An 18142-nucleotide genomic window follows, 5' to 3' on the forward strand; every position below is an offset into this window, starting at 1 on the left:
CTGCGGGCGAAAGCGCAGTCTACCGGCGGTCCGGCCGCTGATCAGGCTCAGCAGCCGTGACGGCAGACACGAACTCCTCGGGCCACGGATAGGTCCGCATGCCCTCCTCGACGTCCTCGGCGGGTGCGTCGATGCGGCGGAACGTGATCTCGCGGGTGGTGCCGAAGTCCCGGTGACCGAGCCGGTCGCGGATCTCCGCCTCGGCAGGACCTCCGGCCCACTCGACGAACCACGTCTCGCCCAGGGGAAGTGCTCGCAGCCAGCTCGCTTCATGCCACAGGTGTACCCGGCGGAGGAGAGCGCTCCCAGTGGCCGCTTCGGCCATCGGCGCATCGTCCCCACCGCCGTCGGTGTACTCGACGCCGCGGAAGTCGTGCATCCAGCGCACGTACCGCAGGCCGAGGTCCCACGCCCGTTCGTCGACCCCGACGAGGACGACGCCGGCATCACCGGTGGTCAGCTCGGCCGACCGCCGGTACTGCCGGTGCGTCAGACCCGCGACGCCCAGGCCGTACCCGGCCTCGGTGCGCGGCAGCAGCTCGAACAGCAGCGGGCCGAGCGCCCTGCCGGTCAGGTGCAGCTTGAGGGTCTCCCCCGGTTCCACGGTCCGGAACGCGTGGGCGGGCCTGATGATGCTCGCGGGCGGCATCAGCTGGAGCACGCCGGCCGCGGTGCACGCCGCGACCAGGACCTTGGCCTCCAGCTGCCGCTGAGCCTCGGTCGTCGCGTCGGGCAGAGGTTCCCCGCCGCGGACGGCCGGGACCGCCTGGGACAGGTTCTCGCCCGTGTAGATGCGCCGCAGATCGGCGAGCTGGTCCGTGGTGGACAGACGTGCCATGACAGCAGTCCTCGTTTCCGCCGCCCGGCTCGGCACGACAAGGACGCATGTGCACGCGTCTACGTGGTCGGTTCGCTTCGGTGAGCAGGAGTTCCTGAACACTGCGGCGGAGAGTGCCGCTCACTGCCGGGGAGCGGCTCCAGCCTCACGTCTGCTCGGACGCCGCTGACCACGTTACCGAACCGCGCACCCGGTTTTAGTCGGCGCCCACGATCAGCTTGTACTTCACGTCGATGTCCTTGCCGTCGGCCGAACCGCGGATGTGCAGCTCGTGCTCGCCGGACGCGGGCGGGTTGATCCACGCGTACAGCCCGCAGCCGACCGAGTTGATCCTGCCGACCTGGTTGCCGAACGGGTTGCCCGCGCGCGCCTCGTAGGTGAACGGCGTGGCCGACACCCTCGTCAGCGCCTGCGTGGAGCCGTCCAGCAGCACCTCGCCCTGGGCGCTCTTCATGAACCTCTCGCAGCCGGCGACGTCGCTCGCGAGGTTCACGACGGGGGCGAGCAGCGGTTTGGAGGCGGGGACCCGGCACTGCCGCTCCACCGGCCCGTCACCGAGGGAACCGGCGAGCAGCCAGACCTCGACGGGCTGGTCCCGCATGCAGAACCGCCCGGAGGTGTCGGAGACGGGGTTGGTGTTCGCGGGTTGGGAAGCCCACGTCCACCAGCGCGCCTGGAACTCACCCGGCGCCAGTTTGTCCGAAGTGGACGTTTGCGGTGCGGTGGGTGGGGCCCCCATCTCGGCGTTGCCGCCGCAGCCGGCGAGCAGAACAACTAAGAACAGCAGGACTATCCTCACTGGTTCTCGCGTCCCTTGCGTCGTTGTTCCTCCGCGCGCTCACGACAGCGGCGCAGGAACTCCTCGTCGTCGTCAGGATTGGTGGCCGCGAACCGCCCCGGCCGGTTGTACTCGGGAAAAGCAGATGCATCACGTTCGAATACACCGAGGCGCGCACGTCCGGTCCCCACCACCGGACGACCCGCCACGAACCACGCGATCGAGCCGACCAACGGGAACAGCAAGACCAGGAGAAGCCACAACAACTTCGGCAGGTTGCGCACGGAACCTTCGTCGGTCGTGATCACGTCCACGACTGCGAAGATCGTCAGGCACAACATCACCACTCCGAACAGCCCACCGAAGTACAGCATCTCCAACCCCCCAGGTCGTGCGGTCGCGCACATCGTGGCACAAGGGGCCGCGCCGTGAACATGGTTCATCCCTCAATCATCTGCAGAGCAATTCACACAGTTGTAAATCCACAGGAAACAAGACTTGTTGATTCGTGTTGAATTCCCTGTTTCCGGCTAGCTTTTCCGCGAGCGGACCGACCACCCGGTCTGCCTGCTGACGTAGTGATACACGACGTGGAATTGACCTAGCCAGAGGGGTGCACCAACCGAAACGTGAACGTTCACATACTCGGCTGAACAGGTACGCCCGTGTGGGCTGACTCGCGCAATCAATTCACCCCAGAGGGTGAAACCGTGCGGAGGCGAGGTCGAATTCGCCGCACGCCGCCGCGGTCCCCCGGATTCCACTTCCTCGATTCCGATCGAACACCCGGCACTTTCCGCCACGTCGTTCCGACCCGAGTACCGGAACGTTCACACGAGCCGTGGCGCACGTGAGGCTCAGCACCAGACCTGCTGGAGGGCCGTTGCCGTCGCCGTAAGCACGCCTTAGCGTCGGCGCATGCCAAGGGGTGCAGAGGGTCTGCTGGAAGTGCTTGCCGCACACGGCGTGGAGGTGGTGTTCGGCCTGCCCGGCGTGCACAACCTCGCCGTCTGGGAGGCCCTGCAGCAGCATCCCGGCATCCGCATGATCGGCGTGCGTCACGAGCAGACGGCGGTCTACGCGGCGGACGGCTACGCACGAGCCACGGGCAAGCTCGGCGTCGCGGTCGTGACGACGGGGCCCGGTGCGGCGAACACGCTCGGTGCCACCGGTGAGGCGTGGGCGTCGGGCAGCCCGGTGCTGGTGATCGCCACGGACGTCCCCAGCACGTTGCGGCAGCCGGGGGTCTACCGGGGCGTGCTGCACGAGACGCGGGACCAGCGCGCGATGTTCGGGCCGGTCACCAAGGCGTCGTTCGACGTGCCCTCCGCGCAGGAGCTGGGCGCGTACGCGGACAAGGCGGTCCAGCAGGCCCTGCAGAGCCCGCACGGGCCCGTCTACCTCGGCGTGCCGACGGACTTCCTCTCCGCCGAGGTTCCGCGCCACATCCCGTCGAAGAACGAACAGGCTCACGTCGTCGGGGACCTCGCGGAAGCGGTCGAGCTGATCACTCGGGCGTCGAGGCCGCTGATCTGGGCCGGCGGCGGCGCGGCGCGGTCAGGAGCCGGTGCCGCCGTTGGCGCGTTGGCGGACAAGTTGAGTGCGCCGATCATCACCACCTACGGCGGGCGCGGATTGACCGACAGCCGTTTCGTCGTGCGGGGGCCGGTGCACGCCCCGCCCGTCGGGAAGCTCTGGGACTCCGCCGACCTCGTGATCGCGATCGGCACGGACTTCGACGGCATGATGACGCAGAACTGGTTGCAGCCCGCGCCACGCGCCCTGCTGGCCGTCAACGTCGACAAGGCCGACGCGAACAAGAACTACCCCGCGGACGTCACGGTAGAAGGCGACGCGGCCGCCGTCACCGCCGCGCTCGTGGCGGTGGTCGGCGAGAAGGACGCCGCCGTCGACGTCGGCGCGGTCAACGCCGAGGTGCGGGCGCTGGCGGAAGCAGACTCCCCCGAGGCCGTGAAGCTGTTGCGGGCACTCGAAGGCACCGACGCCACGATCGTCGCCGACATGTGCATCCCCGGCTACTGGATCGGCGGCTTCCACCACGTCACCAGGGAACGCGGTCTCGCGTACCCGGTCGGCTGGGGCACGCTGGGGTTCGGGTTCCCGGCGGCGATCGGCGCGGCCGTCGAGCACCGGACGATCGCCGTGGTGGGCGACGGCGGTTTCCTGTTCGCGTGCGGAGACCTCGCGACGCTCAGCCAGGAGAACCTGCCGCTCACGATCGTGCTCGTGGACGACGGCGGCTACGGGATGCTGCGCTACGACCAGCAGGTCGCGAACCACACCATCAGCGGAGTGGACCTCACGCGGCCGGACTTCGCCAAGCTCGCCGAGAGCTTCGGCATCCCGGCCGTCACCCTCGAAGGCTTCGACGGACTGCGGGACGCGCTGGACGACGTCGCGGGACCCGCCATGATCGTGGTCAACGCGAGCCTCGAGCCGCCGATCAACACCTCACCCCGCTGGTACCGCAAAAACACCACGCGATCATCGGCCTGATCGGTACCTTCCGCCCATGAGACGTGGGCTGGGGATCGTGCTCGCCGTGCAGGCGGTGGTGCTGACCGCGTTGTCGGGACGGTACGGCTTCCACCGTGACGAGCTGTACTTCATCGCGGCCGGAAAGCACCCCGCGTGGGGTTACGTGGACCAGCCGCCGATCACACCGATCCTCGCCCGGCTGAGCACGTCGCTGTTCGGCGAGACCCCGGTCGGCCTCCGCGTGGTCGCGACCCTCCTGGCGCTGGCCATCACCGTCGTGGTCGCTCTGACCGCCCGGGAACTGGGCGGTGGTGAAGTCCTCGCGGCCGCCGCGTCGGCGACGTCGACCTTCGTGCTCGCCGTGAGCCACATGCTGTCCACCGCCACCGTCGACCTGCTGATCTGGGTCCTCATCGGCTACTTCGCGGTCAGGCTGCTCAAGACGAGGGACGGCCGCTGGTGGCTGGCCCTGGGCGCGACGGTAGGCGTGGGCCTGGCCAACAAGTGGCTGCTGCTGTTGTTGTTGGCGGCCATGGCGATCGCCCTGCTCGCGGTCGGGCCGCGCGACGTCCTGCGCACGTGGTGGCTGCCCGCCGGCGCCGCCCTGAGCCTGGTGATCGCCGCACCGGTGGTGATCTGGCAGGCGACGCACGACTTCCCGTTGCTCACGGTGGCCCGCGGCATCAGCGCGGACGACGGCACCGAGAACCGCATCATGTTCATCCCCATGCAGCTCCTCATGCTCTCGCCGTTGCTGGTGCCGGTGTGGGTGACCGGCTTCCGGAACCTGTGGCGCGACAGGACGTTCCGCGCGCTGGCCCTCGCCTACCCCCTGCTGTGCGCGCTGTGCCTGGCGACGGGCGGCAAGCCCTACTACGCGGTGCCGCTCCTGCTCGTGCTGGTGGCCGCCGGTGCCCGCCAGACCCAGGAATGGCTCGTGCGCCGCAAGGCGATCGGCGGCGTGCTCGTGGCGCTGAGCGTCGTGCCGGCGTTGATCGGCTCGCTGCCGATCCTGCCCGCGAGCGCACTGGCACCGGTCATCGCCATCAATCCCGAGCAAGGGGAACAGGTCGGCTGGCCCGAGCTCGCCGGCACCGTGGAGAAGGCGTGGCAGGAGAACGGCCGCCCGGTCGTGATCACCCGCAACTACGGCCAGGCCGGCGCGATCTCGGCCTACACGCAGATCCCCGTGTACTCCGGCCACATGTCCTTCTACGACTGGGGACCACCACAGACGTCCGACAAGAACGTGTTGCTCGTCGGCTTCGGCACGTTGCCGTTCGACGGGTGCAAGCGCGTTGCACAGCACCACAACGTCATCGAGAACGAAGAAGACGGCACGGAGATATGGTCGTGCACGGCGCCAAGCGGTACATGGGAAGAAATCTGGCCGAGGCTGCGCCACTACTACTAAGAACCACTACTGACCACATAGGACATTGGAAGTCCTCCAACACCGACGCCCCTTCGGCTGAATTTGGCCGAACCTGTTGGAATCACTCGATGTTTGGCTCTAGCTTCATTTCATGCCGAAGAGAGACTCCACGGTACGTGGGCGGGAGTTTGGCGCGGGCGTGCGCGAAGCCCTCCGCAAGGCGGGCCTGACCGGACGTGGCGCCTGCGAGATCCTCGGCTGGGATCCCGCGAAGCTGTCCGACATGCTGAACGGCAAGGGAGGCGTGACCGAGGGCGATGTCCAGCGCCTGCTCGGCCTGTGCCGGACGCCGTTGGACGAGGCCGACCACCTGGTGGCGCTGTTCCACGAAACGACCCGTTCAGGCTGGCTCCAGATACACGGCGAAAGGCAGCCGATCCTTCCCCGCACACTGGGCGAACACGAAGCCGTCGCGACCGAGATCATCTGCTGGAGCATGAACCTCGTTCCCGGACCGCTCCAGTTGCCTGACTACTTCCGCGCGCTGATCGCGAGCAATCCGAACACCCCCCAAGAGGAAGCAGACGATCGCGTCGCAGGTCGGGTTGCACGCCAACAACAACTCATCAAGCGCCGATGCGGCATGACGTTCTACATCCATGAGCAGGCACTGCGCCTCCCGGTTGGTAGCACCGAGGTCATGTCCGATCAGCTGCACCACCTCATAACCATGGGAGCCCGCTCGTACGTCACCTACCGAATCCTGCGCACGTCGACCGGAGCGCATGCAGGTCTGGCAGGGTCGTTCACCCTCATGAAGTTCGACAAGCTGGAACCGGTCGTGTTCATCGACGCGGAGAACCACGCGGTGTTCTTGGACGACAAGAGCTCCGCCAAGGCCTACATGAAGATTCTGAGCTCACTCGACGAGGCCGCGTTGGATGCGGAACAATCCAAGGAGCTGATCGAACGCATCACTTCGTGAGGGGACACGGCAGATGACCGAGTGGCGAAAGAGCACCTATAGCGTCAACGGCACGGACTGCGTGGAGATCGGCCGCGGCGTCGGCGTGCGCGACACCAAGGCACCCGCCTCCCACCTCGCGATCGGAACGACCGCGTGGCTCGCGTTCCTCAACGCCACCAAGGCTGACAAACTCACGCGGTGACCCGAACCTGGCCCACCAAGCTCGCGAAGGACGAAGGCGTACTCGCCTGGGAGTTCCTGGACTTCCTGCGCAAGACCGCCGTGATGAAGGTCGAAGGCCTGACCCGCGACCAGGCCGCGGCCGCCCCGATCGCCACCTCTCCGAAGCTCACCGCGCTCGGCGTGCTCAAGCACCTCGTGGCCGTGGAACGGTACTGGCTGTGCATCGCGGGCGCGGGCCTCGACCTGCCGTCGTTGTGGCAGGGCGACCCGGATCCGTCGTGGGACCTCACCGACGACGACACGCCCGAATCGCTGATCCGGGCCTACCGAACGGAATGGGCGAACGCCGAGGCTCTCGCGCGCCGCGACCCCGACGACACCGCGGCGGACGACACGCGCACCGTGCGGTGGATCCTGGCCCACGTGACGCAGGAAACCGCGCGCCACGTGGGCCATCTGGATCTGCTCCGCGAGCTCGCGGACGGTCAGACCGGCGAATGACGCCTACAGCCGCACCGGGTCCCGCCCGGTGACGGCCCTGGCGGCCGCGACCCACCGTTCCCGTTGAGTTCGAGCCGGACCGGAACGCCGCGGACGCGCCAGACCTCGTGGTCCACGGCGGCCTCCGTGAGCGCCTCGGACTGCGAGCCGTCCACGGGCTTCTGCTCGACAGGGTCCTTGCTCGCGTCAGCGGGTGGCCTCGCCCGGCCACAGCGGGATCAGCGCGACGACCTTGCCTGCCAGCACGTCGTCGACCGCAGCTTCCGCTGTCGGCGAAAGACCGCCCTTCTGTCGCGTGTGGACCAGACGCTCGTGCAACGTCGGCACGGACAAGGCCGAGGCGGCGTTGCGCACCACCGCTTCATCTCCGTGCGACAAACACTGAACGAGTCCATCGCCGACCAGATCCTCTGCCTCGCGAGTCAGAGCTCCGTCCCTGGCCAGCCGGCGGACCGCGGCGGCTGCCGCCACGCGGATCTTCGGATTCCGATCCGTCAGCCTGGTGGCGACGAGTTGCGCCGCCGCGGGATCGGCCGTGTCGCCCAGCCCGGCCACCGCTACACCCCGACGGTGAGACCACAGGTGTTTCACGTCGCGGGACAGGTGTTCGACCGGCTTCAGCTGCCTGAGCCGGGGAATTCCGTAGGCGCACATCACCGAGCTCCGATAGGGATTGCCTCGCATCGCCCAGTCAGCGGAATCCCCTTTGCGTCCCTTGCCGAAGAACTCCAGCACGTACGACGGATCGCGGTCTGGACGGCGCTCCGCAAGGATGCGGCACAGGACCGGCGCCACCGCCATCGATCGGCTGTGTTCCTCGAGCAGAGCCTCGATGCGAGCGTCGACGTCCACGTCGTCAGACTCGATCAGAGCACGGATGCTCTTTCCGCGGTCCGGTGAACTCTGCACCAGTACTTCAGAAAGGGCGGTCTCGATGTTCATCAATGCGCTACTCCACAACAAGCGAAGCGAAGGGGCGGGACGCCTCGCAGCGTCCCGCCCTGAGAGCCTGTTCCTGGCCGATCATCGTGCGAAGAATCCCATCGCACATCCGAAGCCGGACATGGCCGCCCTGATGTAGGGGGAGTTGACTACCCCCAGGGTGTTTTCCTTGATCACTGTCATGTTCGCTTTACATCTCTGCACACGCGGGTGGTGCTTGATGTTGTTGTAGAGCCTCCCCGCCTTACTCGCCTGGAAGCGTTCCTTCGCGCTCTTGAAGATGCCCTTGGCCCGGGTCACGACCTTCGGTGCCGTGGTCCGGATCCAGCTGCCGGCCGCGACGACCTTGCGACCGGTCCACTTCATGCCGCCCCAGATCCGGGGAGCCCACTTGACGCCCCACTTCACGCCCTGCCGGACCGCGAAGCGGGCGAGGATCGGCAGGCCGACGCGAAGCCCTGCCACCGCGAGGAAGAGACACGGTGGGCACTTGCCGTCGAGGTCGTTGGCATTGACCGGATCGCCGTTGACGTAGTCGTAGTCGTTGGCGGAACCGCCCTCGACCGGATCGACGGACAGGAACCGGCCGAGCAGCGGGCTGTACGGACGGGCACCCATCTGCACGAGCGACAAGGCGCCGGCGTGTTCGTACGGACGCTGGTGCTGTCCCAGCCAGCCGTAGTCCAGCTGACCGGGCTGGTTGTTCGGCACGGCATCTGTGTCGATCTTGCCGTCACTGGCGATCGGCTCGCCGAACGGCGTGTAGTGCCGCAACTGGCCGACCTGACCGCCCGCCCCGTCCGTGGTGAGGACGATGTCACCGCGCACCGACGGGTGGTCGTAGGAGCGGGTGTCGCCGCTGATCGTCAGCAGCACGCCACCGGCCAGCGTGATCGAGCGGGCCAACAGCTTCTTGTCCTCACCGAGCACGAGGTCGGCGGTGTCACCGTCCGCGGTGTGGGCGTACAGCACGACCTTCTGGTCGTCGCCCTGTTCCGCGCTCCGGCGCACGATCCGGTCGCCGGCGTCGCGCTGGTACGCGACAGCGGCGGGGTCCGCGCCAACCGAACGAGCGCTGATGTTGCGGCCCGCCGTGTCCCACGAGAGGTGCGTGGTGGAACCGTTGGCCGTGTACTCGGTCGTGTTGCCGCTGTCGTCGTACTTGATGCCGGACACCGCGTTCGCGCCGGTGGTGGCCAGCAGCCGGTCGGCACCGTCGTAGCAGTAGTTCGTGGTCTGCGCACCGGCGGCTGTCTCGTCGATCAGTTTGACCCGGTTGGTGTTCAGACCGGCGTTGCCGACCGAACCGGCAGGACACCCTTGCACCTCGGACGTGAAGTCGTAGGTGTAGACGTGCCCGTTGACCGCGGCCTTGGTGAGCCTTCCGGCCGAGTCGTAGATGTAGTTGTGACCACCGGGTCCGGCGTCGTAGCCGTTGAGCGTCTCGTCGACGATCGTGCCTGCACGGGTGCGCGTCACGGTCGTCGGGATCTCGGCGCCCTGTTTGGTCTTCCAGGTGAGCGACGTGATCTGACCAGGACCGTCCTTGCCGATCGCGGCCAACGAGGCACCGTTGGCGTAGGCCACCGACTTCAGATCACCCGCCGCGTCGTAGGTCGACGTGGCCAGCAGGGAGCCGTCGAGCGACACGGTCAGGAGCCTGTCCGCGTCGTCGTACGTGTTGACGACGGTCTGCGCCGGGTCGAGCGGCGGGTTGACCTTCTGCGACGCCAAGCGTCCCGCACGGTCGTACTTGCTCTCCGTGCGAACGCCGTGGACGTCGGTGTATTCGACCGTGCGACCGATCATGTCGACCTTCGTGGTGACGGTGCCGTTGTGGTCCGTCACGCTCGACACGAGCGGATCGCCGTTCACCGCGTGGTTCGTGGTGACGACACGCTCGCCCGCCGCAGCGTTCGCGGGGTGCTTGACCTGGACAACCCGGTCACGGTCGTCATACGTGGTGCACGTCCACTTGCCCGCGGTGCCCTGGGCCACCACGCGACCCGACGCGTCGAAGATCTGCTCGTCCTCACGCACCGCACCGGTCGACGGGGCGGGGGACCTGGTGAGCTTGGCGAGCCCGCCCTGGTTGATCGCCTCCACCTCAGGGGTGCAGGGGTTGTCCCGCGTCTCCCGGTCGCCGTAGTAGACGAAGGTCGTCTGAGCGCCCGTAGGCGAGGTCTCCGCGATCTTGCGGAGGTAGCCCGTGCCCTCGGCCTCGTACGTGGTCTTGACCGACTGACCCTTCTGAGTCGTGGTGGTGACCAGACCGTAGGCGGCGTCGAGCCCGTTCTCGCCGAACTTGCTGGACGAGACCTGCGGCTGCAGACCGAGCGACTCGCCCTTGGTGGTGGACGTGGTGTGGCCGTACCTCGGCTTCAGGCTCGCCGCGGGCACGACCTGCTGGGTGCCACCGGGGGTGGTCCAGTGCAGCTCGAGCTGTGCCAGGCTGACCAGGTCGTAGTACTCGATCCGGATCTTCTTCGTGGCGCCCGCCGACGGGCTGTTGACCGTCGCCTCACGCCACTTCGCGCCGGTGTCGATCCAGTCGTCGATGACGCTCGCGTCGTCGATCCAGACCCGGACGCCGTCGTCGGCCACGACGCGGAGCTTGTAGTTGCCCGCCTCGGGGAACACGATGTCGCCGGTCGCCCGGAGGGAGAAGTTCTCCGCCGGGATGCCGGTGACCGGCGCGCCTTCGCCCCAGTTGCGGGCGAACGTTCCGTCCGCGGCCAGACCGGTCTGGAACACCTTCGGTGCGCCGACCATGTCCTTGTTGTCGTAGAACGACACCGCGAGGCCGTCGAGGCCCTCGTCGAAGGCGGTCTTCGTGTGCGGAACCGTGGAGGCGCACTCCGCCTTGAGCTGCTGGCCGTTGAAGCACGACGCCGGGCCAGGACCGAAGTTGTCGGTCGGGCGGTCCTGCGCGTCGTACAACGTGGTCGACACGCGGCCGGCGGCGTCCGTCGAGGTCAGCAGCTGATCCTTGACGCTCCACGTCTGCGACGTCGTCTTGCCGGTGGCGTCCGTGCTGGACAACAACCGGAAGGCGTCGTCGTAGACCACCTTGCGCGAGAACCCGATGATCGGGTTGAGCCCCGCGATGTCCACATAGGACGTCTTCGCGCCGGTGTCGTACCGGTACGAGTGGTAGCCCCGTTCCTCGCCGTGCGTCGTGTACGGCTGGTAGATCGTCCGCACCACCGGCTTGGTAGCCGTGTGGTCGTAGTAGTGGACGATGTAATTCGCCGCGTCGGTGTTCCGGTTCGCGTGGTCCTGCGAGACCCAGTCGGCGGCGCGGCTGTCCCGCATGCCGTCGAGCAGGCCGTTGGACGTGAAGCTGAACTGGGTCATCTCACGACCCGGGTCCTCCACTGCCACGAGGTTTCCGCGGTAGTAGAACAGCTTCGTCTGGGTGCCGTCCCAGTACTCGATGCGGCACAACATCTGCGACGGAGGCAGACGTTCCGCGTCCGGCGGAGGCGTGGCGCCCGCGTAGCAGTCGTCGCCCGGCCGGTTGTAGTGCAGCTTGTGCGAACGACCCGAGACCGGGTCCTTGATCTCCTTCAACCGCGACGGCGAACCGTCGTAGACGTACTGCAACGCGGCCGGCTTGCGGGTGTCGACAGCGCTCGACTGCGACTCCAGCTTGCCCGCCGAGTTGAACACGTACACATCGGTGCCGTAGGTCAGCGTGATGCGCCCTGCCGTGTCCAACGCCAAGATGCCCACCTCGCCGTCCGGCGGGGTGTAGCCACCGGTCGACTTCTTCGTCCAGGTGTGCTTGGCACCGGACGCGTCGGTCAGCACAACGTTCTGGTCGGTGACCTTCGCCTCCGTGAACGTCGAGCCCGTGCCGTCGAGGTCGGCGCTCAGCATCCAGCCCTTCGGCAGTGCGGGCAGGTCGGACGAGTGCAGCCAGTCAGCGGGAACGATCTGCGCCGGCACAGTGGTGCCGTCGGTCGTGCGGGTGAACAGGCGCAGGTACGCCGCGCCACTGACCTCGGCCAGTTCGACCTTGATCGGCACGCGCTGACCGGCGGAGAGCTGCACCTCCTTGGCGACACCCCAGTTGACGTCACTGCAGCAGCCCTGGTCGTAGACCGAGTTGCCGTTGATCCACACGCGCAGGCGGTCGTCGTGCACACCGGCGAACTGGTAGGTGCCGGTGGCCGGTGCCTGGAAGTAGCCCTCCCAGCGCGCGACGAACCAGTCCTTCGGCAGTGCGGGCGCGAACGGCGACGTGTCGCCCCAGTCCACGTTCACCTGCGGCTCGGTGCGCACCAGCACCGGCTCCTGCTGCGGGCTGATCTCACCGTTGTGGGACAGGTCCGGGAAGTACGACGCCCGCAGGCCCTTCTGCTCCTGCTGCTGCGAGTTGTAGGTCATCGACAGACCCGCTTCGCCACCGACCGTGTTGAACGTCGGTGACTTGATGGACGTGGTCACGTTGCCGTTGGCCAGGTTCACCGAGATCGGCCCCGTGGTGTCGTCCGGAGCCGGTCCCCTGTTGCCGATGCGCTGATCGACCTTCAGGTGGAACACCGCACTCGGGATCCTCGACGTGGCACCGCTGACAGCCTTCGCCTGCCAGGTGTAGGCGACACCGTCCTGCAGCACGCCGGACGGAACAGTCCACTTCGGAGTGTCGAGGCAGCCGGAGTCCACCACGACACCGGACTTCGCGTCCGCGCCGGTCGCGACGGTGAAGCAGTACCTCACCTGCTCGCCGTCCGGGTCGCTGACGGGGCTGACCTCGAGGGTCGGCGTCGTGTTGGTGATCACGCCGTGGTCGGCAGGACCGACCAGGGTCGGCGCAGGTGGCGCGGAACCCGTGTCGACCGTCAGCGTGGCGGTGGCGTACTTGTAGGTCCACACACCGGGAGCCTCGTGGCCGGTGACCATGAAGGTCGCCATGTGCCTGATGTCGGCGATGTGCTGCAGGAAACTCACCAGGCTGTCGCCGGTCAGCGTGCCCACCTGCCCCACCAGGCCGCTCGCCAGATGCCCACCGAGACCGCTGAAGTCCATGGCCGACGCGTGGTACAGGTTCGCCGGCCAGGTCTTGTCCGGGGCCAACGGCGACCGCTGGTTCTGCAGGTCCAGCTTCGCGCCGACGATCCGCTTGCCGTACAGGTTCTCGTAGTTGAACCGGATCGCGGAACGCCAGTACTTGTCGCCGTTGTCCAGGACGTTGCCGAACTGGACGTTGCAGTTGCTGCACCAGTAGCCGTCGGACTTGTACGACTCCGAGTAGGCAACTCCGTAGGTGAACGTCGGGTCGACACTGACCGGGTAGACGCGCTTGGCGTCCTTCAGCCAGGCCGCGTCCACCGCGACGGTGAGCACCCAGTCCTGTCCGGACTTCTCGACGGTGTACGTACCTCCGGTCGTGGCCGGCGGCTTCGTTTCACCGTCACCGGCCGAGTCCCACGTGACGATCGGCGGCATGACGATCTTCGGGGCACCGCTCGCGTCCCGCAGCTCGACCGTCTGCTGCCCGGTCACCACCGGGGTGAGGTCGCCGGTCTTGAGGGTGAACCGCCACTGGTTGGTGGACGGCGCCTTCTTGAGCTTGATCGTCTCCTTGAGGGAGCCCGGCGTGACCTCGTAGGTGAGGTCGGTGTCCGGCGTGACGTCGGAGTACTCCGCCGTCTTCTCGGTCACCTTGACCTTGCGGTCCTTGGCCGGCTTCTGCTCCGGAGCCAGCGTGACCCTGTGGCCGTCGACCTCGACGGTGACCAGCGACGGGTCGTCCGCCACGCCACCGAGCGTGGGCTTGAGCGGGTGCGACTTCGCCTTCACGCGGCGAGTCGGGGTGTCCGCGACGAGGGTCGTGTCGACCGGGCGCCAGTTGCCGAGCGCGTCCTTGACGTTGCGGGGCTCGGTCGACTGCTTGATCGTCCGTGTGCCGTCCGGGTTCTCGTACTCGTCGACGAACGCCGAGCTGGAGACCACTTTGGACCGCTGCGGGTCGAAGCTGCTCTTGCCGGTGCCCATCAGCGGCGTGAAGTCCGCCTTCGGATCGGCCGGCTGGATCGGCGGTTGCTTGACCTCAGCACCCTTGAGCACCGGGAGAGCGGTCGGATCGACCGCGGTGGACTTCGGCGGAGGCGCCGCGAGCGCGGGTGCCTGCGCCAGTGAGATCGTCAGAGATGCTACGAGGGCAGCAGCGATCCCCCGCGCTCTTCGAGCACGGGAAGATCGCGCCGCATCGCGACGCGTCATCAGGTGTATCCCCCAGGCTTCATGGGGAGAGACGTGAGCTTCCGCCGCCCAGCCGCCCCCCAGCGTTGACGGCCCGAAGCATGCCTAATACGGACATAACAGAGCAATGGGCCGTTTAGGTTAACTAGCTCACAGTGGACGCGAGATCACACTCTGGGTAACACTCTCGACCGGCGCGGGCGTGTCCGCACGCCGTCATGGCGAATTCAGGTAGCCGCCCACAGCATCCTGGCAGACTTCACGAATAGCGGCGACCGCGTCACGCAGCAACGGGTTGGTGTTCGCGGTGCGGTGAACAACGTGCACGTGACGACGCAACGGCTTGTGCCGCAAAGGCATCACATGCGTGCCGGGTAGCGCTTTGTAGCCGAGGGCGGGCACCAGCGCGACACCGACGCCAACCGCCACAAGCGACTGCACGACCTCGTAGTCGTTGCTGCGGAAGGCAATTCTCGGAGTGAAGCCGGATGCCGCACACAATCGCGTGAGGCAGGTGGCCCCAGAAGTGCCGTCGCGGGACGCGATCCAACGTTCGTCCTTGAGATCTTCGAGTTTGACGTTGTTCTTCGCGGCCGGGTGCTCAGCCGGAACCATCACCAGGAGCGACTCGTCCAGCAGCGGCACCACCGTCAGCTCCTCCGGCCAGGCCCGCGGGACGAGGTCGTAGGCGTAGACCAGCGCGAGGTCGAGCTCACCGGTCAGCACGAGCGGCAGCACGTCGTCCGGCTCGGCCTCGTCCAGCAGGATCTCCGCGTCCGGCAGGTCGGCCGACAGCTTCGCCAGCGCCTTCGGCACGACCCGTGAGCTCGCGGTGGGGAACGTGCCGATCCGCAGCCGGCCCCGCAGGCCCTGCACCATCGCCTTCACCTCGTGCTCGAGGCCGTCGAACGCCGCCAGCAGCTCGCCACCGCGGTCGGCGATCAGCAGCGCCGCGCTGGCCGGCCTGATCGAGTGCGCCTCACGTTCGAACAGCGTCACTCCGACGGCGCGTTCGAACGCCGAGATCTGCTGGGACACGGCCGACGAGGTGTAGCCGAGACGCCGCGCGGCCTCGGCGAACGACCCCGTCTTCACGACCTCGACGAGCGTGCGGAGATGAACCGGATTCAGCACCAGGACAGCTTATGCTCGACGTCGCGAGGTTTCATTCTGCATCCCCTGGCGGAACCACTGGGTAACGACAAAGGTGGGATGCATGCCCTACGTCTCCACGAACCCGTCGAACACCTCCGACGTGGTCACCGAGATCGAGCTCGGGACCAGCCGCACCTTCGTCGACGCAGCACAGCGGGCGAAGACGGCACAGCGCGCGTGGGCTCGCGTGCCCGCGCCAGTGCGCGGACAGGTCATCGGCAACATCGGCAGGCTCGTCGAGGCGAACTTCGAGCCCCTGGCCCAGCTGGTGACCCGTGAGATCGGCAAGCCGATCGCGGAGGCACGCGGCGAGGTGCAGGAGATCGTGGACACCTGCAACTTCTTCGTCGGCGAGGGCAGGCGCCTGTACGGGCAGACGGTGCCGTCCGAGATGCCCGACAAGCAGCTCTTCACGTTCCGCAACCCGGTCGGCGTCGCGGCGATCATCACCGCCGGCAACTTCCCGGTCGCCGTGCCGTCCTGGTACATCATCCCGGCGCTGCTGTGCGGCAACTCGGTCGTGTGGAAGCCCGCCGAGTACTCCGCCGCGTCGGCCCAGGCGTTCTACGACGTGTTCCAGGCGGCCGGAATCCCGTCCGGCGTGTTCGAGATCGTCTTCGCCGAGGGCTCGGAGACGTTCAACGGCCTGGAGCAGGCCCTGCAGCAGGGCCTCGTCGACAAGGTGGGCTTCACCGGGTCCAGCGAGGTCGGCGTGCGGATCGGCGAACTGTGCGGACGCCACCTCCAGACACCGTGCCTGGAGCTGGGCGGCAAGAACCCGATGGTCGTCACCGAGGACGCGGACCTCGACCTGGCCGTGCAGGGCGCACTGTTCGCCGGCTTCGGCTCCGCGGGCCAGCGGTGCACCTCGCTCGGCACGGCGATCGTGCACGAGTCGGTGTACGACGAGTTCCTGTCCCGGTTCGTCGAGGCCGTCGCCGGCGCCACCGTGGGCGACCCGACGGGCGATGTCCTCTATGGACCGTTGCTGGACGAGAAGTTCGCACTGGCGTACGAGAAGTACCTCGGCTGGATCGGCGAGCACCACACGGTGCACGGCCCGACCGGCCGCATCACGGCTGCCAGCCCCCGCAACGGTTTCGCTGGTGAGAACGGCTTCTTCTACCACCCCGCAATCGTTTCCGGTGTGCGTGCCGACGACGAACTGTTCCTCCAGGAGACGTTCGGCCCGATTGTCGGCGTCATGAAGTACTCGGACCTGGACGAGGCGATCGAGCTGGGCAACAAGCCGGGCTACGGCCTGTCGTGCTCGATCTACACCACGGACCCGAACAAGGCCTTCCGGTTCCGCGCCGGCATCTCCGCCGGCATGGTGAGCGTCAACAACTCGACGTCCGGGGCCGAGGCGCACCTGCCGTTCGGCGGGAACGGCAAGAGCGGCAACGGCTCCCGGCAGTCGGGCGTGTGGGTGCTCGACCAGTTCACCCGCTGGCAGTCCATGAACTGGGACTACTCCGGGAAGCTGCAGAAGGCGCAGATGGACACGCTCGCGATCGAGGCCGACCTTGACTTCCGCCTCCCCTGAGCTGCCCAGCCAGGCAGAGGTCGTCGTCATCGGCGGCGGGGTGATCGGCACATCCGTTGCCTTTCACCTCGCCGAGGCAGGCGTCCGGGATGTCGTGGTCGTGGAGAAGGATGAGCTGGGTTCCGGCTCCACCTGCAAAGCAGCGGGTGGAGTGCGCGCCCAGTTCTCCGACGAGCTGAACATCAGGCTCGGCGCCCGATCACTCGAAGCGTTCCAGCGCTTTCCGCAGCGGCCCGGGCAGGAGATCGATCTGCACCAGGTCGGCTATCTGTTCCTCCTTTCTTCCCGGGAACACGTCACGGCGTTCGAGCGCAACGTCGACCTCCAGAACTCCCTCGGCGTGCGCAGTCGCATGCTGACTGTCGAGGAAGCGCGACGGATGTCGCCGTTGATCGAAACGGACGGTCTGCTCGCGGCGACCTTCTCCCCGGACGACGGACACTGCACGCCTGAGTCCGTAGTCCTCGGTTACGCCACCGCGGCCCGCCGATCCGGGGTCCGTTTCCACACCAGAACCACCGTGAGATCGATCGTAGGGACGGGGTCCGACACTTTTCGCGTCCAGACCGACCGCGGCACCGTTTCGACGGGAAATGTCGTCTGCGCGGCCGGGGCCTGGTCGCGGTCGATCGGCGAGATGGTGGGCGTTGACCTGCCGGTTTCTCCCCTGCGACGGCAGGTCATGTTCACCGGAGCCATGCCGGAGCTACACGATCGGGTGACTCCGTTCACCATCGACTTCGGCAGCACCTTCTACTTCCACCGCGAGGGCCCCGGCCTGCTGTTCGGCATGTCCGACCCGGAGGAGACACCGGGCTTCAAGCTGGACGTCTCCGACGCGTGGTTGCCGCGGCTCACCGAGGCGATCGGAAGACGCGCGCCGAAGCTGCTCGACGTGGGCGTGCGCAACGGCTGGGCCGGGCTCTACGAGATGACGCCGGACCACAACGCGCTGATCGGTTCGGCCGGCCGGTTCTTCTACGCCACGGGTTTCTCCGGCCACGGCTTCCTGCAGGGACCGGCGGTCGGCGAGGTCGTGCGCGACCTCGTGCTGGACCGCGAGCCCTTCGTCGACGTGTCCAGTTTGGACGCCTCCCGCTTCGCCGCCGACCGTGCGCGGCCGGAGCTCAACTGCGTGTGAGGGAATG

General features: G+C 67.4%; 13 protein-coding genes. 7 read left to right on the plus strand and 6 right to left on the minus strand.

Annotation, left to right across the window (positions count from 1 at the left end):
• Positions 1-19: 19 nt before the first annotated feature.
• The 3 genes from AOM45_RS30995 to AOM45_RS31005 form a co-directional block, all read right to left on the minus strand.
• Positions 20-838 (minus strand): hypothetical protein, encoded by an 819-nt coding sequence (locus tag AOM45_RS30995; RefSeq protein ID WP_051783010.1) that lies wholly within the window; start codon positions 836-838, stop codon positions 20-22.
• Positions 839-1034: 196 nt separating this feature from the next.
• Positions 1035-1637 (minus strand): hypothetical protein, encoded by a 603-nt coding sequence (locus AOM45_RS31000; RefSeq protein ID WP_051783011.1) that lies wholly within the window; start codon positions 1635-1637, stop codon positions 1035-1037.
• Positions 1634-1990, minus strand: a complete 357-nt coding sequence (locus AOM45_RS31005) for a PLDc N-terminal domain-containing protein (protein WP_030466611.1) — start codon at positions 1988-1990, stop codon at positions 1634-1636. Before AOM45_RS31005 ends, AOM45_RS31000 begins: the two co-directional genes overlap by 4 nt.
• 544 nt (positions 1991-2534) lie before the next feature.
• Here AOM45_RS31005 and AOM45_RS31010 point away from each other — a divergent pair.
• From AOM45_RS31010 to AOM45_RS31025, 5 genes are all read left to right on the plus strand, one after another.
• On the plus strand, positions 2535-4133 hold the full coding sequence (locus AOM45_RS31010) for a thiamine pyrophosphate-binding protein (RefSeq protein ID WP_030466612.1): 1599 nt from the start codon (positions 2535-2537) through the stop codon (positions 4131-4133).
• A 16-nt stretch (positions 4134-4149) separates the two neighbouring features.
• Complete coding sequence (locus tag AOM45_RS31015) at positions 4150-5529, plus strand: glycosyltransferase family 39 protein (protein WP_030466613.1); 1380 nt, start codon at positions 4150-4152, stop codon at positions 5527-5529.
• Positions 5530-5641: 112 nt separating this feature from the next.
• Positions 5642-6475, plus strand: a complete 834-nt coding sequence (locus tag AOM45_RS31020) for a helix-turn-helix domain-containing protein (protein WP_081901969.1) — start codon at positions 5642-5644, stop codon at positions 6473-6475.
• A 13-nt stretch (positions 6476-6488) separates the two neighbouring features.
• On the plus strand, positions 6489-6659 hold the full coding sequence (locus tag AOM45_RS49980) for a DUF397 domain-containing protein (RefSeq protein ID WP_081901970.1): 171 nt from the start codon (positions 6489-6491) through the stop codon (positions 6657-6659).
• On the plus strand, positions 6656-7141 hold the full coding sequence (locus tag AOM45_RS31025; protein ID WP_030466615.1) for a mycothiol transferase: 486 nt from the start codon (positions 6656-6658) through the stop codon (positions 7139-7141). The genes AOM45_RS49980 and AOM45_RS31025 overlap by 4 nt, the downstream gene beginning before the upstream one ends.
• 186 nt (positions 7142-7327) lie before the next feature.
• On the opposite strand, the gene AOM45_RS31030 is transcribed toward AOM45_RS31025, so the two are convergent.
• From AOM45_RS31030 to AOM45_RS31040, 3 genes are all read right to left on the minus strand, one after another.
• Positions 7328-8083: a hypothetical protein gene (locus AOM45_RS31030; protein WP_030466616.1), complete on the minus strand. Its 756-nt coding sequence runs from the start codon at positions 8081-8083 to the stop codon at positions 7328-7330.
• Positions 8084-8164: 81 nt separating this feature from the next.
• Positions 8165-14314, minus strand: a complete 6150-nt coding sequence (locus AOM45_RS31035) for a PA14 domain-containing protein (protein ID WP_201780094.1) — start codon at positions 14312-14314, stop codon at positions 8165-8167.
• 195 nt (positions 14315-14509) lie between these two features.
• Positions 14510-15427 (minus strand): LysR family transcriptional regulator, encoded by a 918-nt coding sequence (locus tag AOM45_RS31040; RefSeq protein ID WP_030466618.1) that lies wholly within the window; start codon positions 15425-15427, stop codon positions 14510-14512.
• A gap of 82 nt (positions 15428-15509) precedes the next feature.
• Here AOM45_RS31040 and AOM45_RS31045 point away from each other — a divergent pair, with 82 nt between their 5' ends.
• Together AOM45_RS31045 and AOM45_RS31050 are read left to right on the plus strand one after the other, a co-directional pair.
• Positions 15510-16994: an aldehyde dehydrogenase family protein gene (locus AOM45_RS31045; protein ID WP_030466619.1), complete on the plus strand. Its 1485-nt coding sequence runs from the start codon at positions 15510-15512 to the stop codon at positions 16992-16994.
• The gene (locus AOM45_RS31050; RefSeq protein ID WP_201780095.1) at positions 16975-18135 is read left to right on the plus strand and encodes an NAD(P)/FAD-dependent oxidoreductase; all 1161 of its coding nucleotides are present in this window, start codon (positions 16975-16977) and stop codon (positions 18133-18135) included. Before AOM45_RS31045 ends, AOM45_RS31050 begins: the two co-directional genes overlap by 20 nt.
• The last annotated feature ends 7 nt before the right edge of the window (positions 18136-18142 follow it).

The organism is Lentzea aerocolonigenes, assembly GCF_000974445.1.
In the GTDB taxonomy this organism is placed as follows: Bacteria; Actinomycetota; Actinomycetes; order Mycobacteriales; family Pseudonocardiaceae; genus Lentzea; species Lentzea aerocolonigenes.

Bases quoted from the DNA above. Each gene is read 5' to 3' on its own strand.
- AOM45_RS30995 (WP_051783010.1), bottom strand. From the start codon at position 838: ATGGCACGTCTGTCCACCACGGACCAGCTCGCCGATCTGCGGCGCATC.
- AOM45_RS31030 (WP_030466616.1), bottom strand. From the start codon at position 8,083: ATGAACATCGAGACCGCCCTTTCTGAAGTACTGGTGCAGAGTTCACCG.
- AOM45_RS31045 (WP_030466619.1), top strand. From the start codon at position 15,510: ATGCCCTACGTCTCCACGAACCCGTCGAACACCTCCGACGTGGTCACC.
- AOM45_RS31015 (WP_030466613.1), top strand. From the start codon at position 4,150: ATGAGACGTGGGCTGGGGATCGTGCTCGCCGTGCAGGCGGTGGTGCTG.
- AOM45_RS31005 (WP_030466611.1), bottom strand. From the start codon at position 1,990: ATGCTGTACTTCGGTGGGCTGTTCGGAGTGGTGATGTTGTGCCTGACG.
- AOM45_RS31035 (WP_201780094.1), bottom strand. From the start codon at position 14,314: ATGACGCGTCGCGATGCGGCGCGATCTTCCCGTGCTCGAAGAGCGCGG.
- AOM45_RS49980 (WP_081901970.1), top strand. From the start codon at position 6,489: ATGACCGAGTGGCGAAAGAGCACCTATAGCGTCAACGGCACGGACTGC.
- AOM45_RS31020 (WP_081901969.1), top strand. From the start codon at position 5,642: ATGCCGAAGAGAGACTCCACGGTACGTGGGCGGGAGTTTGGCGCGGGC.
- AOM45_RS31010 (WP_030466612.1), top strand. From the start codon at position 2,535: ATGCCAAGGGGTGCAGAGGGTCTGCTGGAAGTGCTTGCCGCACACGGC.